The organism is Symmachiella macrocystis (genome assembly GCF_007860075.1).
Lineage (GTDB): Bacteria > Planctomycetota > Planctomycetia > Planctomycetales > Planctomycetaceae > Symmachiella > Symmachiella macrocystis.
This window is the reverse complement of the sequence record NZ_SJPP01000001.1, coordinates 3825321-3844555: the sequence shown is the minus strand read 5'-3', so window position 1 is coordinate 3844555 and position 19235 is coordinate 3825321. Positions and strand designations below refer to the sequence as shown.

Sequence of the window (19235 nt, the reverse complement as noted above, 5' to 3'; positions counted from 1 at the left end):
GTTAGCCGGGATTATCGACGTTCGGAGCTATCTCTTCAACGTCGACCCTGAAATTCGCAGCCGGTTCTCGGAGTGGAAGAATCCAAAACACCGTCAAAGCACGTCCCACGAACGAAATGAGAAACAACACTTGATAAGGATCCGCCGTGAAATTCCATCCCATCGCAAGAGTCCCCTGCTCGGCCAATTTGGCGAACAAAAATCCACCCAACATTCCGCTCACACCCGCAATCAACCCCGCCACATGCCGAAATAAGGCGATGTTGGCGGCATTGTCGCTGGGAGGCGAAAGCTTGAGCATCAAATTGGGCGCTGCGATATTCACGGCTCCCCAACCGCCCCACATCACATAGGCTCCGAAAACCCACCACCACTGCGCGATCCCCGCCAGACAGAAAAACAGCATCGCCACAGCCGTTGCCAGCACGCCCAGGATCAGGGCCGTCTTGTTGCCTAACCGGTCGGCGATGACTCCCGTCTTCCAAGAGATCGGAATTTGCACCAACTTCATCACGCTGGAGAGCAGATAATAGGTGCCGAGCGAAATCGCCAACGGTCCATACAAAAATTTGAAGATGACCACCTGCGTCAGCCCGGACCAAAATGCCAACCACCAACTATAAAAACAAAGCCGACGAAACGGCCGATCCGCGAGCGTCTGGATAATTCCCCGCAACGTCACCGATCCGCCTTTCACGCCCTGCCGCTGGTAGGCCAAGTCCGCTGCGGCTTCCTGCACGGGAATCGAGCGGATGCGGAGCATGGGCCCTAGCGACAACAAGAGCAACGCGATGCCGAGGAGCATGGTCCCCATCAAGGCCCACAGGGCTTGTTGATCGGAATAATTGCTGCGCCAATATCCACGCGCATAACCAGCGGCGACCGGCACAACCAACAACACCACCAAGGTCGCAATTTGCCGCAACGCAAAAAACCGTCCCCAGCGACGACCGGGTACTAAATCGGACAACCACGAAAAGTAAGCGACAAATGCAACCGCCTGGGCCGCTTGAGCAACGGCCAGGCAGCCGATCATGATCCACACGGGATCAATGCCAGTCGGCCTGAGCGTGGGGATGGCTAGCAAGGGAATTCCACACAGCGCCCCGCGCGAAATCAAGGAACAGACAAACCACGTCCGTTTACGGTCGCCCAACCAACGAATAATTGGCCGCCCGGCGAGCGCCATGATGCCGACCGTTTCGGGCGTTGCCATCAGCACGGCCAAAACAATCGGGCTGGCGTCTAATTCCGAGGCGAAGTAGCTCAAAAACCCGCCCGAGGTCAGCGCATTGCCGGCCGTCCACAACATCGAATTCCACAGCACCGCGCGAGTGACGGCATCGAGGTTGTCGCTGGGCTTCACGAGGCGCTCCGTTGGCCGTATTGCGAACGTGGACAGAGGGAAATCGGCAGCAATGCATCACGAATGATAGCACGTTACCTCACAATTTGCAGAGACTACCGTCTCCAACCAATTCAGGGAAATAAGTTCACCTTGCTCGCGGCGCTACTGAGTGCGACAATTAAGCAGCAGTAATTCTTCAGGAGCATGACATGGCCACCGCAACCCCAGCGAACACGACGACTTTCCCCGAGGACTGGACCGTCGCTGATTTGCAGAAGCACTTAGGCGGAATCCCTGCGGAACGTATCCGCGTTAGCCCCCCGCTCGGACAAGCCACCGAAGCGGACTTGATTCGTGCCAATGATCGCAAGCAAGGCATCTGCGAACTGATCGACTATGTGCTCGTGGAGAAACCGATGGGAAGCTTTGAATCGGAGTTGGCTGCTTTGATCATTTTTTATCTGCATGATTACTTGCGAAATAGTAATCTCGGCATTGTCTTGGGCGAAGCCGGACAGTTGCGCATTTTGCCGGATCAAATACGCGTCCCCGACGTGGCCTTCATTGCCTGGGACAGTTTTCCTGATCGACGACGTCCAACTGGTGCAGTTTACGGAATCCCTCCCGACCTAGCAGTTGAGGTTCTCTCCCCAGGAAACACCAAGGCCGAGATGGATCGCAAATTACGCGACTACTTCAAAGCGGGCACGCAACTCGTCTGGTATCTCGACCCCAAAGCACGTCACATGCGGGTCTATACCTCTGTTGATGATGTCGAGACAATTGATGAATCGGGCACGGTCGGCGGTGGGGAGGTGCTGCCCGGATTTTCTATGTCGCTAAAGGAACTGTTCGAACGGGCCGAACGGGATGCTCCCGAGCAATCCTGAGTCAATTCGCGAGTCGGTCATAAAGTGGCGGGCCGAGGATCAATAGCCCGACAATCACCGCAGCAATCGCCAGAACCAATACGGCCGCAGCGGCCACATCCTTGGCCGTTTTCGCCAATTCATGTTGCTCAGGCGAGATGAGATCGACGATTGCTTCGAGCGACGTATTGAATAGCTCGCTGGAAATCACCAGGGCAATCGTCAGCACCAAGACCGCCCAATCCCGCAGCGGGATCTGCAACCAGCCTGCCAGTCCGCAGACGGCTAAGGCGACGACGACATGAATCCGCAAGTTCCGCTCGTTACGCCACGCTTGGTATATGCCCGAGAAAGCGTGCACGAAACTTTGCAGCAGCGGCGTCCGTTTCATTCTGCTGCCCCTTCCAAGCCTCCAAATTGCCGCACCGCTTCGTAGATCACTGCTGTTGCCGTGCTGGCCAAATTCAAACTGCGGACTTCTTCACGCATGGGGTACTGCAGGCAATGCCCTTCGTTTTCCTGTAGCAGTCCAGCGGGAAGTCCGCGGGTTTCGCTGCCGAAGACGACGACATCGCCTTGCCCGAACTCGGCATCCCACACTTGGCGGCGGCCGAATTTGGTGATGTACCACCACGTGCGTTCAGGGAGCCGTTCGCGAATTTCCCTCAGATCATCAACCGCTTCCCAATCGACGTACTGCCAATAATCCATCCCCGCCCGGCGAAGGTGTTTGGCGTCGAGATGAAATCCCAACGGCCGCACCAACCACAACTTGGCACCGACCGCCGCGCACGTCCGGCCAATATTACCGGTATTTTGCGGAATGTCCGGCTGATACAGGACAATGTGCAACAGCGGTTCACTTTTCTCAGGCATCGCCACCACGCACTCAACAGAGAAATCAATCAATCCACGAAAAAATCGGCGATGTCTTACACCTTGGCAATCGCCAACGCGACATCCGCGGGGCCAACGCTCACGCTTTTAGCCCCTTCCGGCGGTGTCTCGTCGCGATTCAACGCGTCGGCGAGAGTTTCGCCGCAGATATAATCCTGCCATTGTTCGATCGCCGCGACCACTTCGGCATCGTCCGTGCAATAGGTCACAACAATGCGATTCTCAATTTCCAGGTCTGCGTCTTTACGCAGTTGCTGTACGTGCCGTACCACGTCGCGGGCCATTCCTTCACCGATTAACTCCGGCGTGAGCACCGTTGCCAGCGCAATTTGAACGCCATCCTGGTCCGCTGCCGCCCAATCGGCCGCTTGCTCGGTGCCAACCATCACGTCGTCCGGTCCTAATCCGAGCTCTTCGCCACCCAGTGTGACCGTGACGGATTCGCCACTGCGTAACGGGGCCAACAGTTGACCATCCAAATTCGGCAATTCCTTGCGGATCACGCCCAATAGTTTCCCGTACCGCGGTCCAAGTGTTTTTAGGTTGGGCTTGTAGGTGTACGAAACCAATTCGTCCAGGTTTTCGCAACCGGTGATCTGTTTGATGTTCAATTCTTCCTTGATCACGTCCAACAGATTTTCGATCGCCGAGAGATGCGCCGGGTTCGCGCAAGCGAATCGCAATTCGGCCAATGGTTGCCGCACGCGGAGGCTCGTTTTTTCACGCAGCCCGTGGCCGAGATTCACTACCAGTTGCGCCAATGCCATTCGCTCACTCAATTCCGGATCGAGCACCGCTGGATCGGCTTGGGGATAGTCGCACAAATGCACGCTCTCGGGGGCCTTCTTGTCGACCGCGCAAACCAGGTTTTGATACAGACGCTCGCTGAGAAACGGAATCACCGGGGCGAGCAACTTCGTCAGCGTGACCAACACGTCGTACAACGTTTGATAGGCGGCCAATTTGTCGCGGTCACCCGCATCCTTGGAACGCCAAAACCGGCGACGGTTGCGGCGGATGTACCAGTTCGACAGGTCGTCGATAAATCGCGCCGCTTCACGCAAAAATCCGGCAACGTTGAAGTCCTGCATTTCCTCGTTGGCGGTTTGGATCAGCGCGTGCAGGTTCGCCAACACCCAACGGTCGATCTCTGGACGCTCGGCAACTGGCATCGCTTCGGTGGTGACGTCGAATTCATCAAGCCGGGCGTAGTTGACGAAAAACGTATACGTGTTCCACAGCGTGATTAAAATTTGCCGCCGCGTTTCATCGGCGGGTGGGCTGACGACTTTACATGTCGGATGTCCTTCCGCCGTCTGATCGATCGGTCCATCCGCGGTTTGTAGAGTGACGGGTTGTTCAGGGTTCCGATGCCCAAACCGGAGGTCAGTTGCGGGATTTTGTGACATGTACATCCAGCGCAGCGTGTCTACACCAATTTGCTCGGCAGCTTCCTCAAACCAAATGGCGGTACCGTCGCCTTTATGCATTTGTTTGCCCTCTTCGTTCATCACGAGCCGGTGCCCCAGCAAGTTCTTGAACGGCGGCGAATTGTCCATCATCGTGCCCATTGCCAGCAACGCATAAAACCAATTGCGGAACTGGCCGGGGAAACATTCGGTGACGAAATCGGCCGGATACCACTTCTGCCATTCCTCGCGATTGCTGTTGTAGTGCATCGTCGAGAACGGAACGATTCCCGCATCAAGCCAGGGATTGCCGACGTCGGGGATCCGCGACATCACGTTGCCGTTTTTGGGATTCGCGATTTTGACTTTGTCGATCCAAGGACGGTGCGGCGTGTGCCCTTCGAATTCATCCCAACCTTCGACGGCGCGTTCCTTGAGCTCCGCCAATGACCCGATGACTTCAAAATCGCCGGTTTCTTCATCGACCCAAATCGGCAACGCCAGTCCCCAAAAGCGTTTTTTGGAGATCATCCAATCCCGCATGTTGGTCAGCCATTCGATTTCCCGCTCCTTGCCATCGATCGAATCAGGGAGCCAACGGATTTGTTCGGTGACCGCTTTGATTTCGTCCCGCCAGTCCATATCGATGAACCATTCGTCGACGAGGCGAAACACCAACTCGTCGCCAGTCCGCCAACAGTGCGGATAGATGTGCGGATAACTCTCAACCGCAACCAACAGATGTTTGGCCTTCAGTTTTTCGAAAACCAACGCAGCCGTCTCCGGATCGTTGGCGCGGCGGCTGGCGAAATCTCCGAATTCCGACGTGAATGTGCCATCCTCTTCCAGCGGGGCAATGCCGACGATGCCGTGTTCCGCGCCGAGCTTGTGGTCGATGTCGCCACAACCGGGAGCAATATGCACGATGCCCGTTCCCTCGCCGGCAACGACGTTCGGTTTTCCTTTGGAGTCTCGTCCGCCGTCGATGACGCGGTGGCAGCTGACACCGGATTTGTCGGCCATCGAGTCTTCGGTCGGCACGCCGCCTGATTGTTGCTGTGCAGCGAGATCGTCAAACGGTCCGTCGTACTCCCAACCGACCATCTGCGCGCCGAGGATCGTCGCTTCGATTTCGAACCCGCCCTGCTCTTTGAAGATTTGCCCCAACGATTTCAGCTTAGGGACATCCTTGGGCCATTCCCATTCTGGACGGCCGAAGCCTTCTTTGAATTCGCGTGACAGGCGTTGGAAGTCGAGGTTTTCTTTGGCGAAATAATAGACAGCCCCGTCGCGTTTGGATTTGAGTTTGACGTATTCCAATTCCGGATTCACGGCAGCGGCAACGTTGCTGGTGAGCGTCCAGGGAGTCGTTGTCCATACGAGTAGGTATTCGTCCGTGCGGTCGCGCAACGGAAAGCGGACAAAGACTGATTTGTGCACCGACAGCTTACGACCGTCGGCGACTTCCATCTGGCTATAGGCTGACCCGGCGCGACCCGACCAGGGCATCACGTCGTGCCCCTTCTTGATTTTGCCCCGCTCAAAACACTTCTTCAGAAACGTCCAGATCGTCTCGTTGTTTTCGGTCGAGAAGGTGAAGTAGCTTCCCCCCCATTCCGGACAGCCCAGCCGCCCCACGAGTTGATGCGCCGGACCGGTCGCGGTTTTGCCCGACGGTGTCGTGATCGTGACCGGCTCATCCTGGCCGACGTTTTCTGACAACTTGCGCAGTTCTTCGGGATTGTCCCAATCCATCCAATAACCGAGACGGATCGATTGCTCGGTCTGTCGTGCGGCGAACTTGAGGACGCGCTGTTTGCAGGCATTCGAAAAGGTGTCGATGCCCATGGTTTCAATGCTGGCTTTGGTAGTGAAACCGAGATCGCGTTCGACTTCGATCTCGACCCACAGCCCTTGGCAATCAAACCCGTTTTGATAACGCAGTTCGTGCCCGTTCATGGCGAAAAAGCGTTGGTAGGCATCCTTATAGGTCCGCCCCCAAGCGTGATGCACGCCCATCGGGTTGTTGGCGGTGATCGGGCCATCCAGGAAACTCCAAGGGGGCTTGCCCGCATTTTTCGCGCGCAGCTTATCAAAAATCCGAGCGGACTCCCAAAACTTGAGAACCTGATGTTCTCCCCCCACAAACTCGGCATCAGCCGAAACTTTTTCAAACATGACTCTTCAATTTTCCTATTGAATAAAAACACCGCGCCTAATCGATTCTCACTTCTCTCATTCCAGCGAAGTTTGGGAACGAGATAAATTCGCGTGGCTGACCCGATCCATGTCACGCACAGCGCAACCTACTCAATGGCGGCCAATCGTGTGAGGACGTCGGGGATGACTTTTGCCAGACGTTCTCCCCCTTCGCCAGCGACCTTGATGATCGCAGCTATGTCGACCGGTTCCAAGGCATCGGGCAAGCAAACATCGGTCACAATCGAAATCGCCAACACCCGCAACCCGGCGTGAGCGGCGACGATAACTTCGGGAACGGTCGACATGCCCACCAGATCCGCCCCCCAACTCCGCAGCATGCGGTATTCGGCCCGCGTTTCTAAATTGGGACCTGCCACAGCCACAAACACGCCCCGATGGGCGCGAATTCCCAATTCCAAGGCGGACGTTTCAACCAAGGCGATCAAGTCCCGATCGTAGGGAGCACACAAATCCGGAAATCGTGGGCCGAGACTCTCGTCGTTGCGGCCGATCAGCGGGTTGTCCCCCATGAAATTAATGTGGTCTTCGATCACCACCAAATCGCCGAGATTGTGCTGTGGATTCATTCCGCCGGCGGCATTGGTGACCAATAAAATCTCGACACCGAGTTCCTGCATCACCCGCACGGGAAATGTCACTTCCCGCATGGAATAGCCTTCGTAGAAATGAAACCGTCCCTCCATGGCCACGATGGGCAGGCCGCTCAGGGTGCCGCAAACCAGTTGCCCGGTGTGCGACTCGACCGTCGATTCGGGAAAGTGCGGGATCTCGTGATAAGGAATGGTGGCCTGCTCGTCGATTTCCGCCGCCAATCCAGCCAGTCCCGTGCCCAGAATCAAACCGACCCGCGGTTTGGTGGCGAATCGCTCACGCACAGCCTTGGTGGCCTGTTGAATCTGCTCCAGCTGCTCGCTCACGATAGATCACCCTTTTTGATCGTCTCCCCGAAATCGGCCGAACATCTGCGACCGGAATGCCCCGATTGTACAGTCCTCGACAGGAGGCGAAAGGGACAGTCACTGCAGAAATTGGCGCAATTCCACAGAGGGGGAGCAGCAGCAAACCCTGGCAGAGTTGCCCGGCGAACAGGATCCGGCAAAGATTGAAATCTTCTGGAAACAGATGGCTGCAATGGCCGACTCTGCTGTCAATCCTCAAGAATTTCAAAATCGAGATCCGACAGCAAATCATGAAACTCCGGGACACTGTGAAGGCCGGTCAAATCGGGGTCCATCAGCAGATGGTCGATATCCCAATACCCGAGCTGAATCGCGCGGCGCAGCGCGTCGAGTGCCTCATTCGTCCGCCCCAACAACGAGTAACTGCACGCCAGATTGTAAGCGACTTGCGGCACTTGCGGCCGCAATTTGGCGAGTCGTCGATCAATATCCAGCGCCTCATCATGCCGCCCCTTGAGCGTCAGCAATTGGCCCAGTTGTACTAAAATATCGGCGTAGCACGGAGCTTGAGTGGCAATGCGACTGAAAAAGTCCAATTCAAAGTCCGATTGCGAACGGCTAATGATATCCTCCAGTGACATCTCTGCCGGCGGTTCCCCCTGATGCGTTGCCTTCGAGTTATGCATGTTGGACATGATGAGCAGCCTCCTAGGCCTTATTTCAGTTGTCGGGTCCGCATCATTGCGCCGCGAAAAAAGCGAGCAGTTGCACTGGTTTGGTCTTATAACCCAAACAGGGACGGACGCATCTGCGTGATCGCCATCTATTTCCTGCCTCGCTGATTGAATTATAGCGCACCGCCGCAGCAGAGCAACGTGCGCAGACCCGTCCTCCCCCTGACCAATGACTTTTGGCTGCATATCTGCATAAAGTCGGGGAAATATGGCCCATTGCCAGTTCACGTACCGCGATCATAGACTGGCCACGCTCGCCTAACGGCGAGCATTAGACACTTGGGCTAGGGGAAATGACTTGTTTGGGGGGAGTGACCTGAGCGACATACCGGCGGGTGGGAAACCCGCCGCAGTCGTCTCTTGATTTGCCAACGTCAAGAACCTGATCGGGCAACGGTATTAGAAGTCGTCGTCGATATCGTCGCCATAGTCGTCGAGATCATCGTCGTCTAGATCATCATCGTCCTCTTCGTCTTCGTCTTCGTCTTCTTCGAACTCGTCGTCTAGTTCGTCGTCGTCGAGGTCGTCGAGATCATCGTCCAGATCTTCCTCTTCCACTTCACTCTCGTCGAACTCATCGAGCTCATCGTCGAATTCGTCATCGTCGTCTTCATCGTCATCGAATTCGTCATCATCCAGTTCTTCGGCATCCTCGAGATGAACGTCAGGCGGAAACGGCTGATCGGCGGCCGCCCAGAATTCGGGCGCTTCGCCGCTCTTGAAAAGTGGCGAAGCCGTCAAACCAATGTCAGGGCTCACAACTTGCATAGTGTTCGTCCTCGAAAGCATCCTTCTTGCGTAATCCTCAGATGAGCCGCACGAATCCCATTCGATTCGAACGCCAGCCCCGTGATGTTACGGGAAATCTGAATCTGTAGTACATTGACTTCCAGAATATCAAAAACAAATCCGCTTGCGGCCGACAATCCGAATTCTTCGTACCGTCGTCAATCGCACATACTGCCGTAGCAGTCGTTCCCGTTTCACAACTTGTGAGATGGGAACATCTGAGACGGAAAACTGGGCGATCTTGCCGTAGTGGCGCTGTCGCAGCTGACTTTTAGTTGAGCAAATCCAAGGCGGCGCTGCAAGCCGCACCGGACAGTCTGATTGCCCTGATTATTAAAGTTTCCATCCTTTGTCAAGCGTTTCCGCGACATGCCCTGTCGGCAAGTTTATGTCCCTTTGCGAAGATCCAAATCTAGACGGTCGTCACCGACACAGCAAGGCAATCGCTGCAACCACGCTCCCGATTAGACCATCGCTGTTTGGGCCTTCCATGATCATCAATTGCAATTCCCCAACGTTTGCATTTTCAATGCAATCACACTGTTTTCGACCAGGGGAATTGGCGTTTTCGATCGCGCAGGGACTCCATGCCAAACAGTTCAAATCGCCGCTTAGGGCAACGCACTATTCACAAAGTTGGCTACCATCGCTCCACAGGCCCATTGGGAACGCGGACTTCGGCTGTGGGGCGCGGGTTTTTGCGCTCGCCGTGCCGCTGACGAATCTGCTCGACAATCGCGGCAAACTCGGCTTCCGACTCAAACCGTCGCAGACGATCTTCCAAGTCCTCGGGAATTCCCAGCCGGGCACCATTCCAAGCGGCGAACTTGCGGAACATCAAACAGCTCATCGTCTCGCCGTGCTGCTGTAACATCAGTCGAAAATGCCGTTCAAGGAATTCGATCTGCGCCTCAGCTGGTGGTTCCCAGACGCTAGTGTCTCCCGCGTTGACTCGCTGCAGTCGATGGAAAATCCAAGGATCCATGAGCGCACCACGGCCGATCGCCACAGCGGCGCACCCGGTGATTCGCCGCATGGCGATTGCATCCTCGACAGTCCGCACGTCGCCGTTGCCAATCACCGGAATCCGTTCGACCGCCGCCACCGTTTCGCGAATCCCCTCCAACTGCACATTGCCATGAAACCCCTGCTGTCGCGTTCGACCATGAATGGTGATCGCCGCCACACCCAACTGTTCAAATGCCCGTGCCAACATCGGTGCGGTGATGTGCTCCCGATCCCAGCCGAGTCGCATTTTGACCGTCACGGGAATCTCGACCGCTTCGATCACAGCCGATACGGCGCGGCTGGCGTTGTCGACGTCGCACATCAACCGCGCGCCGCCACCATTGCCGGTGATCTTGGCCATGGGACATCCCATGTTGAGGTCGATTCCCTCGTAGCCCTCAGCCTCCAACCATCGCGCTGCCCGGACCAGTTCTTCGTTCACACCACCGTAAATTTGGACTGACAACGGACGATCGGCGTCGTTGGTGGCGATCAGTTCCATCGATTTACGACTTTTGTGGCTGAGTTGATTGGCGAGTACCAAATCCGTCGTCGCTAAACCCAACCCGCCCAGTTCGCGTACGACCTGTCGAAAGGCCAGATGCGTGTAACCCGCCAAAGGCGATAGAAAATACCGCGATTCCATAATCCGTCCGCCAATGCAAATCCGCGGATCTTCATCGCCGAACGGTCGCTGGGCGGGTGAAACCGTCGCGGATTGCGCATTGAGTGGATGTTGGTCTGCCGTTTTCATGACGTATTTTTGACGGGCATCGAGCGGACGATTAGAGGTTTTGTTCGTTCAAAATTTCCCGCAACAGCTCCAACGGCAAACCGATGACATTGCTCAGGCTACCGGAAATGGATTCCACGAACATGCTGCCGGCCCCTTGAATGGCATACCCACCCGCTTTGCCGCGCGGTTCATCGGTGGTGAGATACCAGTTTAACAGCTCGTCATCTTCTGCGACCATAGCGACCTGCGTCGTGGCGATGCATTCAACACGCGCGCCGCTGGCATCCGCCACGCACAACCCTGTGAGCACTGTATGTTCGCGGCCGAAATAATAGTCACGAAACCATCCGGCGACCGTCTCCTGCCAATTCGAATCCTCCGGCGGCTGGCCCAGCACCACAAGGTTTCCGTCTTTGTCGCCGCAGACACCAACCGTATCGGCCGCCACGACTGTATGAAACGCTGCGCCGGATTCCGCCAATTGCTCGCAAACGTCGTCGCATTTATCGCCTGCTATGTTGAGCAACTGAGATTTGATTGACGCCCAATCACGCAGCCCGTCAAACCCAGCTTCTTCGGCGCTGCGCGGGGGCAGAACCTGAATGGACTCCTCGGCGACGAGATGCGCTAACAGTTCTCGCCGGCGCGGGGAACGGGACGCGAGAATGACACGTTTCATGAATTCGTTGACGTCGATGAGGGACTCGTCCTCGCCGCCCAGTCTTGCAATGCGCGGACACGCGGCTTGGGGTCCTCGGCCATCGCTTCCATTGCCCGTGCCACGGCCTGACAACCGCTCAAGGTCGTAATGCAGGGAACGCCGTGTGCGACGGCGGCGGCGCGAATTTTGCCTTCGTCAGTCCGCGCCCCTTTGCCGTTGGGCGTGTTGAGGATTAAATGAATGTCACCGTTGGCTAAGAAATCCAACAGGTTCGGCCGGCCTTCTTGGATTTTGCGGACCGTTTCGACTTCGATCCCCGCTTCCCGCAAGACCGCAGCCGTACCGGCCGTTCCCACCAATTGGAAGCCGCGACGATACAACACGCGCGCCGGACCAATGATCGCCTGCTTGTGCGGCGCGGCCACACTGACGAAGACTTTGCATGGTTCGCACGGCAATTGTGACCCCGCGGCCAATTGGCTTTTCGCAAAGGCCAACGAAAACCGCTCATCGATCCCCATCACTTCGCCCGTGGAACGCATCTCCGGTCCGAGAATGATATCTACACCCGCAAACCGCTGAAACGGGAACACGCTTTCCTTGACCGAGTAATACTCCGGCCACGGTTCGGTCGTGATCCCCTGCTCTTCCAAGGAAACACCCACCATGATCTTGGCCGCCATCCGCGGCAGCGAAATGCCGGTTGCCTTAGAGACGAAGGGACTCGTCCGACTGGCACGGGGATTCACTTCCAGGATATACACGAGATGGTCACCGTTGACTTCTTTGACGGCGAATTGAATGTTCATCAACCCGCGGACTTTCAGCGCCCCCGCTAAGGCATAGGTCGCTTCTTTGATCTCCGTAATCACTTCATCCGAAAGTGAAAACGGCGGCAAAGCGCAAGCGGAGTCACCCGAATGCACACCCGCCTCCTCAATGTGCTCCATCACTCCGCCGACCAGCGTCAATTCGCCATCAGAGATCGCGTCGACATCGACCTCCGTCGCATCTTCCAGAAACTGATCGATCAAGACCGGATGGTCCGGCGAAGCATCGACCGCTTCGGTCATGTATTTCACCAACGACGACTCGTCGTAACAGATCTCCATCGCCCGCCCGCCCAGCACGTAGCTGGGGCGAACGAGAATCGGATAACCGATGCGTTCCGCCGCTTGCCGTGCGCCCTCGACATTGATCGCAATGCCGTTGGGGGGTTGCCGCAAACCGAGTTGTTCCAGGATCCCCTGAAATTTTTCGCGATCCTCAGCGGCATCGATCATGGCCGGGCTGGTGCCGATAATCGTCACACCGGCTGCCTCCAACCCCCGCGCCAAATTCAGCGGGGTTTGCCCGCCGAACTGCACGATCACCCCGTCAGGCTGCATGCGGTCGCAGATATTGAGCACATCTTCGGTCGTCAGCGGCTCGAAGAATAAAATGTCCGACGTGTCGTAATCGGTCGAAACCGTTTCCGGATTCGAGTTGACCATGATGCTTTCGATGCCCAACTCCCGCAGCGCAAAGGAGGCTTGGCAACAGCAATAGTCGAATTCAATCCCCTGCCCGATCCGATTCGGGCCACCGCCCAGAATCATCACCCGCTTTTTGTCCGACTGTTTGGCGGGCGTTTCGTCTTCCGATTCGTATGTCGAATAGTAATAGGGTGTGTACGCTTCAAACTCCGCTGCACACGTGTCGACCTGTTTGAACGTTGCCACCACGCCCCGCTCCTTGCGGTGCTGACGAATGTCCATTTCCGACGCGGCCCACCAAAAGGACAACTGCCGGTCGGAAAATCCATAACGTTTGGCTTTGAGCAGCAGACTATCGTCGACATCCTCCAGCCGGGTGACTTGGCGGAGTTCCGCCTCGACTTCCGTCAATTCCAGGATATTGTCCAAAAACCAGGGATCAATCCGCGTCAGTTCATGCACATGTTCTAACGACATTCCGGCTTTGAAGGCGTAGCGGATATAGTACAACCGCTCGTCATTGGGAGTTGCCAATTTGCGTTGGATCTCATCGTCGGCCGGTTGCTCGATTGTGCCCCACAGGTCGTTCTTACCGCCACCCAGGCCAAAATGACCTGTTTCCAGTCCGCGAACGGCTTTTTGCAGCGACTCCTTAAAGGTGCGGCCGATGGCCATGGTTTCGCCGACCGATTTCATTTGCGTCGTCAGCACCGCATCGGCTTCGGGGAATTTCTCGAAGGTCCACCGCGGGATTTTTGTGACAACGTAATCGATCGTCGGTTCGAAACAGGCCAACGTTTCGCGGGTAATGTCGTTGGGGATTTCGTCCAATGTGTAACCAACCGCCAATTTGGCGGCGATCTTGGCGATGGGAAATCCGGTGGCTTTGGAGGCCAGTGCGCTGGAACGGCTGACGCGGGGGTTCATCTCGATCACGATCATGCGACCGTTTTCGGGATTGATTGCGAACTGCACATTCGAGCCACCCGTTTCGACGCCGATCTCACGCATAATGGAGATCGTAGCATCCCGCATGCGTTGATATTCTTTGTCGGTCAGCGTCTGCGCCGGAGCCACGGTGATCGAATCGCCCGTGTGCACGCCCATCGCGTCGAAATTCTCGATCGCACAGATGATCACGACGTTGTCGTTCTTGTCGCGCATCACCTCCATTTCGTACTCTTTCCAGCCGATGATCGACTCTTCCAAGAGCACTTCGCCGACGGGCGACAGGTCGATCCCCTTCTGGACCATCGCGTCGAATTCGTCGCGGTTGTAGGCGATTCCGCCGCCCACACCGCCGAGCGTGTAACTGGGGCGGATGACCGTGGGCAACCCCACCACTTTCAAAGCCGCGCGGGCCTCCTCCATGTTGTGCACGGTTTCGCTGATCGGCACGTCCAGGCCGATTTCGATCATCGCCTCTTTGAAGGTCTGCCGCCCTTCGGCTTTGGCAATGACATCCTCCTTGGCGCCAATCAATTCACAGTTGAGTTGTTTGAGAATCCCGCGGCGCGCCAGGTCCATCGCGGTGTTCAGTCCCGTCTGTCCCCCCAACGTGGGCAGCAGTGCATCGGGCCGCTCGACTTCGATGATCTTCTGGACGTATTCCCAGGTGATCGGCTCGACGTAGGTCCGATGGGCGGTGTCCGGGTCGGTCATGATCGTGGCTGGATTGGAGTTGACCAATACAACTTCATAACCCTCTTCCCGCAACGCCTTGCACGCTTGGGTTCCGGAATAGTCAAATTCGCAGGCCTGGCCGATCACGATCGGACCGGAGCCAATAATCAGAATCTTGTGAATGTCGTCACGACGAGGCACGTCGGTAGTTCCCTCTAATCTGGCAGGATTGCAGTCGGAATCCACAACCATCACCATTGGGGGATGCCACTAGCGGCGTGTCCGCCAGTGCGCGCAGGCATCCCACAAGGCTGTTTTTCGTGGAAATCTGCGTAGAAAACCCCAGTTTCAGGATTTTCGGCGCAAAGTTGGTCCAGGATAGCAAGATGGCCAGGAGAATCAAATCCAGGCGGGGGGGAATTTGCTTGGGGTGACGAGTCGTAAGAAAACTTTCCCACGCCGAGGCCACGACTAAGGCTGTCGCGTATCACCGGCAATTCAAGTCCCTTTGTAGCACAGCACGGGTCGTAGCTCGCGTTCGATTCGCGTCAGTGCGCGCTGTGCCCGCATGACTCGGCCAATCTCCTTATAGGCTGACGGGGCTTCTTCGCGAAATTTTCCCATACGCCGCCGATCAATCCAAACATCCCGCATCTCGCGTTCAAGCTTCTTTTGGCCGATAACCTGCCGTGCGTCGTGGCGGCTGAGTGCGCGGCCGGCGCCGTGAGAACTAGATTGGAGAGCCTCTGCACAACCCCGTCCTAGGACGTGAAAACTACGTGTGCCCATCGAACCGGGAATCACCCCCCGCTCTCCCGCAGTCGCCGGCAATGCGCCCTTGCGATGCACCCAAAGCTCGCGGCCGAAATGCGTTTCCTGTCGCACATGGTTATGATCGCAATGAATCAGAGTGTTTAATTGCAGATCGATGGCAAATTCTTCTTGGAGCAGTCGACCGATCGCCGTCACCATGGCCAGTCGATTTTGCCGTGCATAAGCGACGGCCCATCGCATGTCGGTGAGATAGGCAGCGCCATTGCGTGATTCGGCGGCCCAGGTGACGGTTTCGTGTGACGAACACGCGCCGGTCGCCAAATGATGCGCCGTAATCGCCTGTCCCATTCCTCGCGAACCACTGTGCAGCATCAACCACAAGCGGTTCTCCGGATCAGCCTGGAATTCCACGAAATGATTCCCGCGGCCGAGTGTGCCCAATTGCACCCGGCCATCTCGACGACTGAACGTTTCTAGTCGCGGATGGCTCAACGGCAAATTGCTCAGTTCCTCCGGTAACGCTGCAACCGCGTGGGAGCGACGATGCCGGCCGGCGGGAACACATTCATAAAGTCCGGAGAGGATCTTCGCCGCAGCCAGAGGGTTGTTGATGCGGTCTGCGTCCGCGGTTAAGGCGACGGCAAGCATGCCGCAACCAATGTCGCCTCCAATCGCTGCTGGAAAAATCTGTGTCGCGGTCGCCATGACGGTTCCCACACAGACGTGGCGAGCCAAATGCACATCCGGCATGACGGCCATGTACCGCACATCGTCGTGCGTCGCTAAACGATTGAGCGACGCACGAACCTCGCCAGGCAATGGCTCGCTGAGCCATGCCTGGATTTTCTCATGAAGATCCGAGTCCTTCATTGTTGGTCCTCCTGTTGCGAAGGAGTCTCCGCCGGAAGGGCCAGGACCTGAAACATTAACTCGGGGGTGCGACGACGATTAATCGTAGCGGCAACTTCACTGCGAAGTTTGCCCGCCACATGGCCGAGCCGCTCGAGCACCTGAACCGGTTGGAAAACCGTATCCCTAAAATAAGGGCAGAGTGTGACCAGCAATCGCGACGCATCGGGTGCTGGCACGACACTGCTGACGTAAAAATCGCGCAGAACATCATCGTCGCATTCGCCAGAAAGTACGTAGCCAAGAACCTCGTCGACCTGTTTACAAAGTTGATACGTTTTTCGTAGCGACTTATCGCGTCCACGCTGTTTATGAAATTCGCGGGGATCCGAGCCGTCTTCGGCTCCTGGAGATCCGCACAAAGACTTGAGAATTTCCTGCAACTGTCGTTCAGATTTCATACCGCTCCCCATGCCTGTCGACATTCGGCCGTGGCGCGAATCAGACGGGCATCTAGATTTTTTGAAGAGATTTGGCGCGCAGAACGAGTACGGCACAGCCGCAACTCGGCGCGAACGGTTCACTCAGAATCGTTGCTCGATCGGGGAGGAGCCTGGCTCGACAGTCGGGGAGGAATGAGCGCAGCGGTAGCCCGGCAACTCAGGTTGCCGGCAAAGCGTCTTATCTCCGTGCCCAGCACAGGCTCGACGGAACAGTAAAGCGGTATGAAATACGCATCGTCGGCCTCCGGGAAATAAGAAGTTGGCGGTCATTAAAATTCGAAGCCCTGGGGAGACACCACTGCAGCCTTACAGGTTCGCTTGACCGACAATTATTTTCAAAAATCAGGCCCTGCCATCTTGCCATGTCTTCTTTCAGTTCAAATTCCGTCAACACTGGCCATGCGACATGCGCATCGGTACGATTCGAGAATCGGTGCTAATAAAACATCGCGACGGACGAATTGCCCGTTTTAGGCGTCAGGGCAACCATTAAAATGGACTTTTAAAAATCAGGGAGTTGGAAAATGAGTGGGGCGGGAATGGGATTCGCTGAAATATTGTTGATTTTGTTGACAGGCGGCGGCCTGGGGCCGTTGATGGGGATGCCCCCGGGACCGCGTGACGAAGCGTTGCTGCGTTTACCACCGACTAATGCGATCGTTTACACCGAATGGGCGGCGCGCGGAACGGGCAAAGAAGGAGCTCCAGGCATCGAAGGGATGATCGCCGATCAGGAAGTCTCACAATTTCTCGAAAAAGTCCATACCGCTATCGTCGACGGCATCATTGCTGAAACCGAAAACCGCTCTCCCGAAGAACAAGTGCTCGGCGAAGTCCTGCCTCGCTTGGGGTTTGAACTACTCAAACATCCCGGCTGCTTGTACCTCAGTTATGAGGAAGACCACATCATCAACGGCGACACGCCGCCGGCGATGATGATGTCCGTCGCTCAAGGTGTGCGGTTTGCTTTGGTCATCAATGGCGAAAAACAAGCGGACCAAATTGCCGCCGACTTCCTGGAATTGACACAATTTCTTCCCGGCGGCGAACGTCGCGAGTCTTTGGACCATTTGCAAATCCCTGTACCGTTGCCGGGGATTCCTGTCACCGTCCACCGGCACAACGACTACTTTATTCTGGCCCTCGGCGACGGTACCTTGGATGCGGCGATTGTCGGCCTCGATGGCAAATCGAATGGGCTGGCCGATGCCGAGCGTTTCCAAGGGGGGGTGAAGCGGGTTAGCTTTGAACGCAGCGGTGGATTGACCTGGGTCGATACGCGGCAATTGCTCAAGGTCGTCACGTCGATTCTGGAACCGGCTGGTATCGATGCGGCGGGCACTGCCGAGATGCTGGGGCTGGATTCGCTGGACTACTTCGTCTCGTCCAGCGGGATGGAAACCAATGGCCAAATCAGTTGCCGCAATTTCATCGCCACCGGCGGCAAAACCAACGGCATTCTCAAGTTGGCAGCTGGGCGGGGTATCAAGACCGATGACTTGCAGCACATCCCGGCTGATGCCGACTTTGCCTTCGCCATGAGCTTCGATGCAGCGCAGATCCTGGAGGAAGTCCGTCAGATTCTCTCAGCCGTAGGACCAGGCCCGGCGCAGGCTTTGGAGGACGCGATCCAAGAAATCGATAACGAAACCGGCCTGTCGATTGAAACCGATGTGCTCACCGCGGTGGGTGACGTTTGGACATTGCACAACAGCCCCTCGGGTGGCGGACTGCTGTTCTCCGGAATCGTGCTGACCGTCGACATCCGTGATGCGGAACAGGCGCAAGCGACCTACGATAAGATCATGGAGCTGATCAAACTTAGCCTACCGGGCGTAAACGAAGGGTTCCGAGCTCGGGGCGCGGAAATGAAAAACCGGGCTTTTCTCGGTCAAGATATTGATTACTTGAATGTGGTCGGTGATGACGACGTCCCACTAGCACCGGCGCTCTGTTTGACCAAGGACCGGTTGTACTTGGCGCTGCACCCGCAAAGCATCAAGTCGCAATTGCGATTCCTCAAGTCGAAAGAGAAATCCTTTGCCAACCAAATGGCGGTCGATTTCAAACTCCCCGACGGCGACCTGCTGTCGCTGACCTATTGGGATGCGGAGGCAACCACCAAGCTGCTCTATTCTCTGGTCCCCTATTTCGGACAAATGATCATGACCGAGGTGCAATCCAATGCGGCGGTGACTATCGACATCTTCGACATCCCGTCGGCCCGCGCGCTTCTTCCCTATATTGGGCCGTACACGTCGTCGACTGTCCGGACTCCTGAGGGCATCATGACGACGTCAACCAGCACATTACCGCTGCCGATCGGATCAGCAATGAGCACGATCATGCCAATGCTAGGCCTTCGCCGCGCTCAACACTTCGCCCCAGTGCAAGAGGCCGTTCCGGCTGACGCAGATTTTTAGCCCCGCATTTTTTAA

14 protein-coding genes are annotated in these 19235 nt (G+C 56.4%); 2 read left to right on the top strand and 12 right to left on the bottom strand.

Annotation, left to right across the window (positions count from 1 at the left end; genetic code table 11):
- Window position 1: 1 nt before the first annotated feature.
- Window positions 2-1366: an MFS transporter gene (locus CA54_RS14865; RefSeq protein WP_146371549.1), complete on the bottom strand. Its 1365-nt coding sequence runs from the start codon at window positions 1364-1366 to the stop codon at window positions 2-4.
- Between the two features lie 191 nt (window positions 1367-1557).
- Here CA54_RS14865 and CA54_RS14860 point away from each other — a divergent pair, with 191 nt between their 5' ends.
- The gene (locus CA54_RS14860) at window positions 1558-2238 is read left to right on the top strand and encodes a Uma2 family endonuclease (RefSeq protein ID WP_146371547.1); all 681 of its coding nucleotides are present in this window, start codon (window positions 1558-1560) and stop codon (window positions 2236-2238) included.
- A gap of 1 nt (window position 2239) precedes the next feature.
- Here CA54_RS14860 and CA54_RS14855 read toward each other — a convergent pair whose 3' ends face one another.
- From CA54_RS14855 to CA54_RS14805, 11 genes are all read right to left on the bottom strand, one after another.
- A complete protein-coding gene (locus CA54_RS14855; RefSeq protein WP_146371545.1) occupies window positions 2240-2608 on the bottom strand; it encodes a diacylglycerol kinase family protein in 369 nt (122 codons plus the stop codon).
- Window positions 2605-3093, bottom strand: a complete 489-nt coding sequence (locus CA54_RS14850; RefSeq protein ID WP_146371543.1) for a tRNA (cytidine(34)-2'-O)-methyltransferase — start codon at window positions 3091-3093, stop codon at window positions 2605-2607. Before CA54_RS14850 ends, CA54_RS14855 begins: the two co-directional genes overlap by 4 nt.
- 56 nt (window positions 3094-3149) lie before the next feature.
- On the bottom strand, window positions 3150-6701 hold the full coding sequence (locus CA54_RS14845; protein WP_146371541.1) for a class I tRNA ligase family protein: 3552 nt from the start codon (window positions 6699-6701) through the stop codon (window positions 3150-3152).
- Between the two features lie 128 nt (window positions 6702-6829).
- Entirely contained in the window at window positions 6830-7663 is an 834-nt protein-coding gene (locus CA54_RS14840; protein ID WP_197532474.1) for a purine-nucleoside phosphorylase, read from the bottom strand.
- 230 nt (window positions 7664-7893) lie between these two features.
- Window positions 7894-8340: a TPR end-of-group domain-containing protein gene (locus tag CA54_RS14835; protein WP_197532473.1), complete on the bottom strand. Its 447-nt coding sequence runs from the start codon at window positions 8338-8340 to the stop codon at window positions 7894-7896.
- Window positions 8341-8778: 438 nt separating this feature from the next.
- Window positions 8779-9147, bottom strand: coding sequence for a hypothetical protein (locus tag CA54_RS29375; protein ID WP_197532472.1), 369 nt, complete (start codon window positions 9145-9147; stop codon window positions 8779-8781).
- A gap of 661 nt (window positions 9148-9808) precedes the next feature.
- Entirely contained in the window at window positions 9809-10930 is a 1122-nt protein-coding gene (locus tag CA54_RS14825) for a tRNA dihydrouridine synthase (RefSeq protein WP_146371535.1), read from the bottom strand.
- A gap of 31 nt (window positions 10931-10961) precedes the next feature.
- Window positions 10962-11591: a Maf family protein gene (locus tag CA54_RS14820; RefSeq protein ID WP_146371533.1), complete on the bottom strand. Its 630-nt coding sequence runs from the start codon at window positions 11589-11591 to the stop codon at window positions 10962-10964.
- Complete coding sequence (gene carB / locus CA54_RS14815; protein ID WP_146371531.1) at window positions 11588-14872, bottom strand: carbamoyl-phosphate synthase large subunit; 3285 nt, start codon at window positions 14870-14872, stop codon at window positions 11588-11590. Before carB ends, CA54_RS14820 begins: the two co-directional genes overlap by 4 nt.
- 297 nt (window positions 14873-15169) lie before the next feature.
- Window positions 15170-16315 carry an RtcB family protein gene (locus CA54_RS14810; protein WP_146371530.1) on the bottom strand — a complete coding sequence of 382 codons (1146 nt, stop codon included), beginning with the start codon at window positions 16313-16315 and terminating at the stop codon, window positions 15170-15172.
- Complete coding sequence (locus CA54_RS14805; protein WP_146371528.1) at window positions 16312-16755, bottom strand: ribosome-binding factor A; 444 nt, start codon at window positions 16753-16755, stop codon at window positions 16312-16314. Before CA54_RS14805 ends, CA54_RS14810 begins: the two co-directional genes overlap by 4 nt.
- 566 nt (window positions 16756-17321) lie before the next feature.
- Between CA54_RS14805 and CA54_RS14800 the strand changes: the two genes are divergently transcribed.
- On the top strand, window positions 17322-19220 hold the full coding sequence (locus CA54_RS14800; RefSeq protein ID WP_146371526.1) for a hypothetical protein: 1899 nt from the start codon (window positions 17322-17324) through the stop codon (window positions 19218-19220).
- Window positions 19221-19235: the final 15 nt, after the last annotated feature.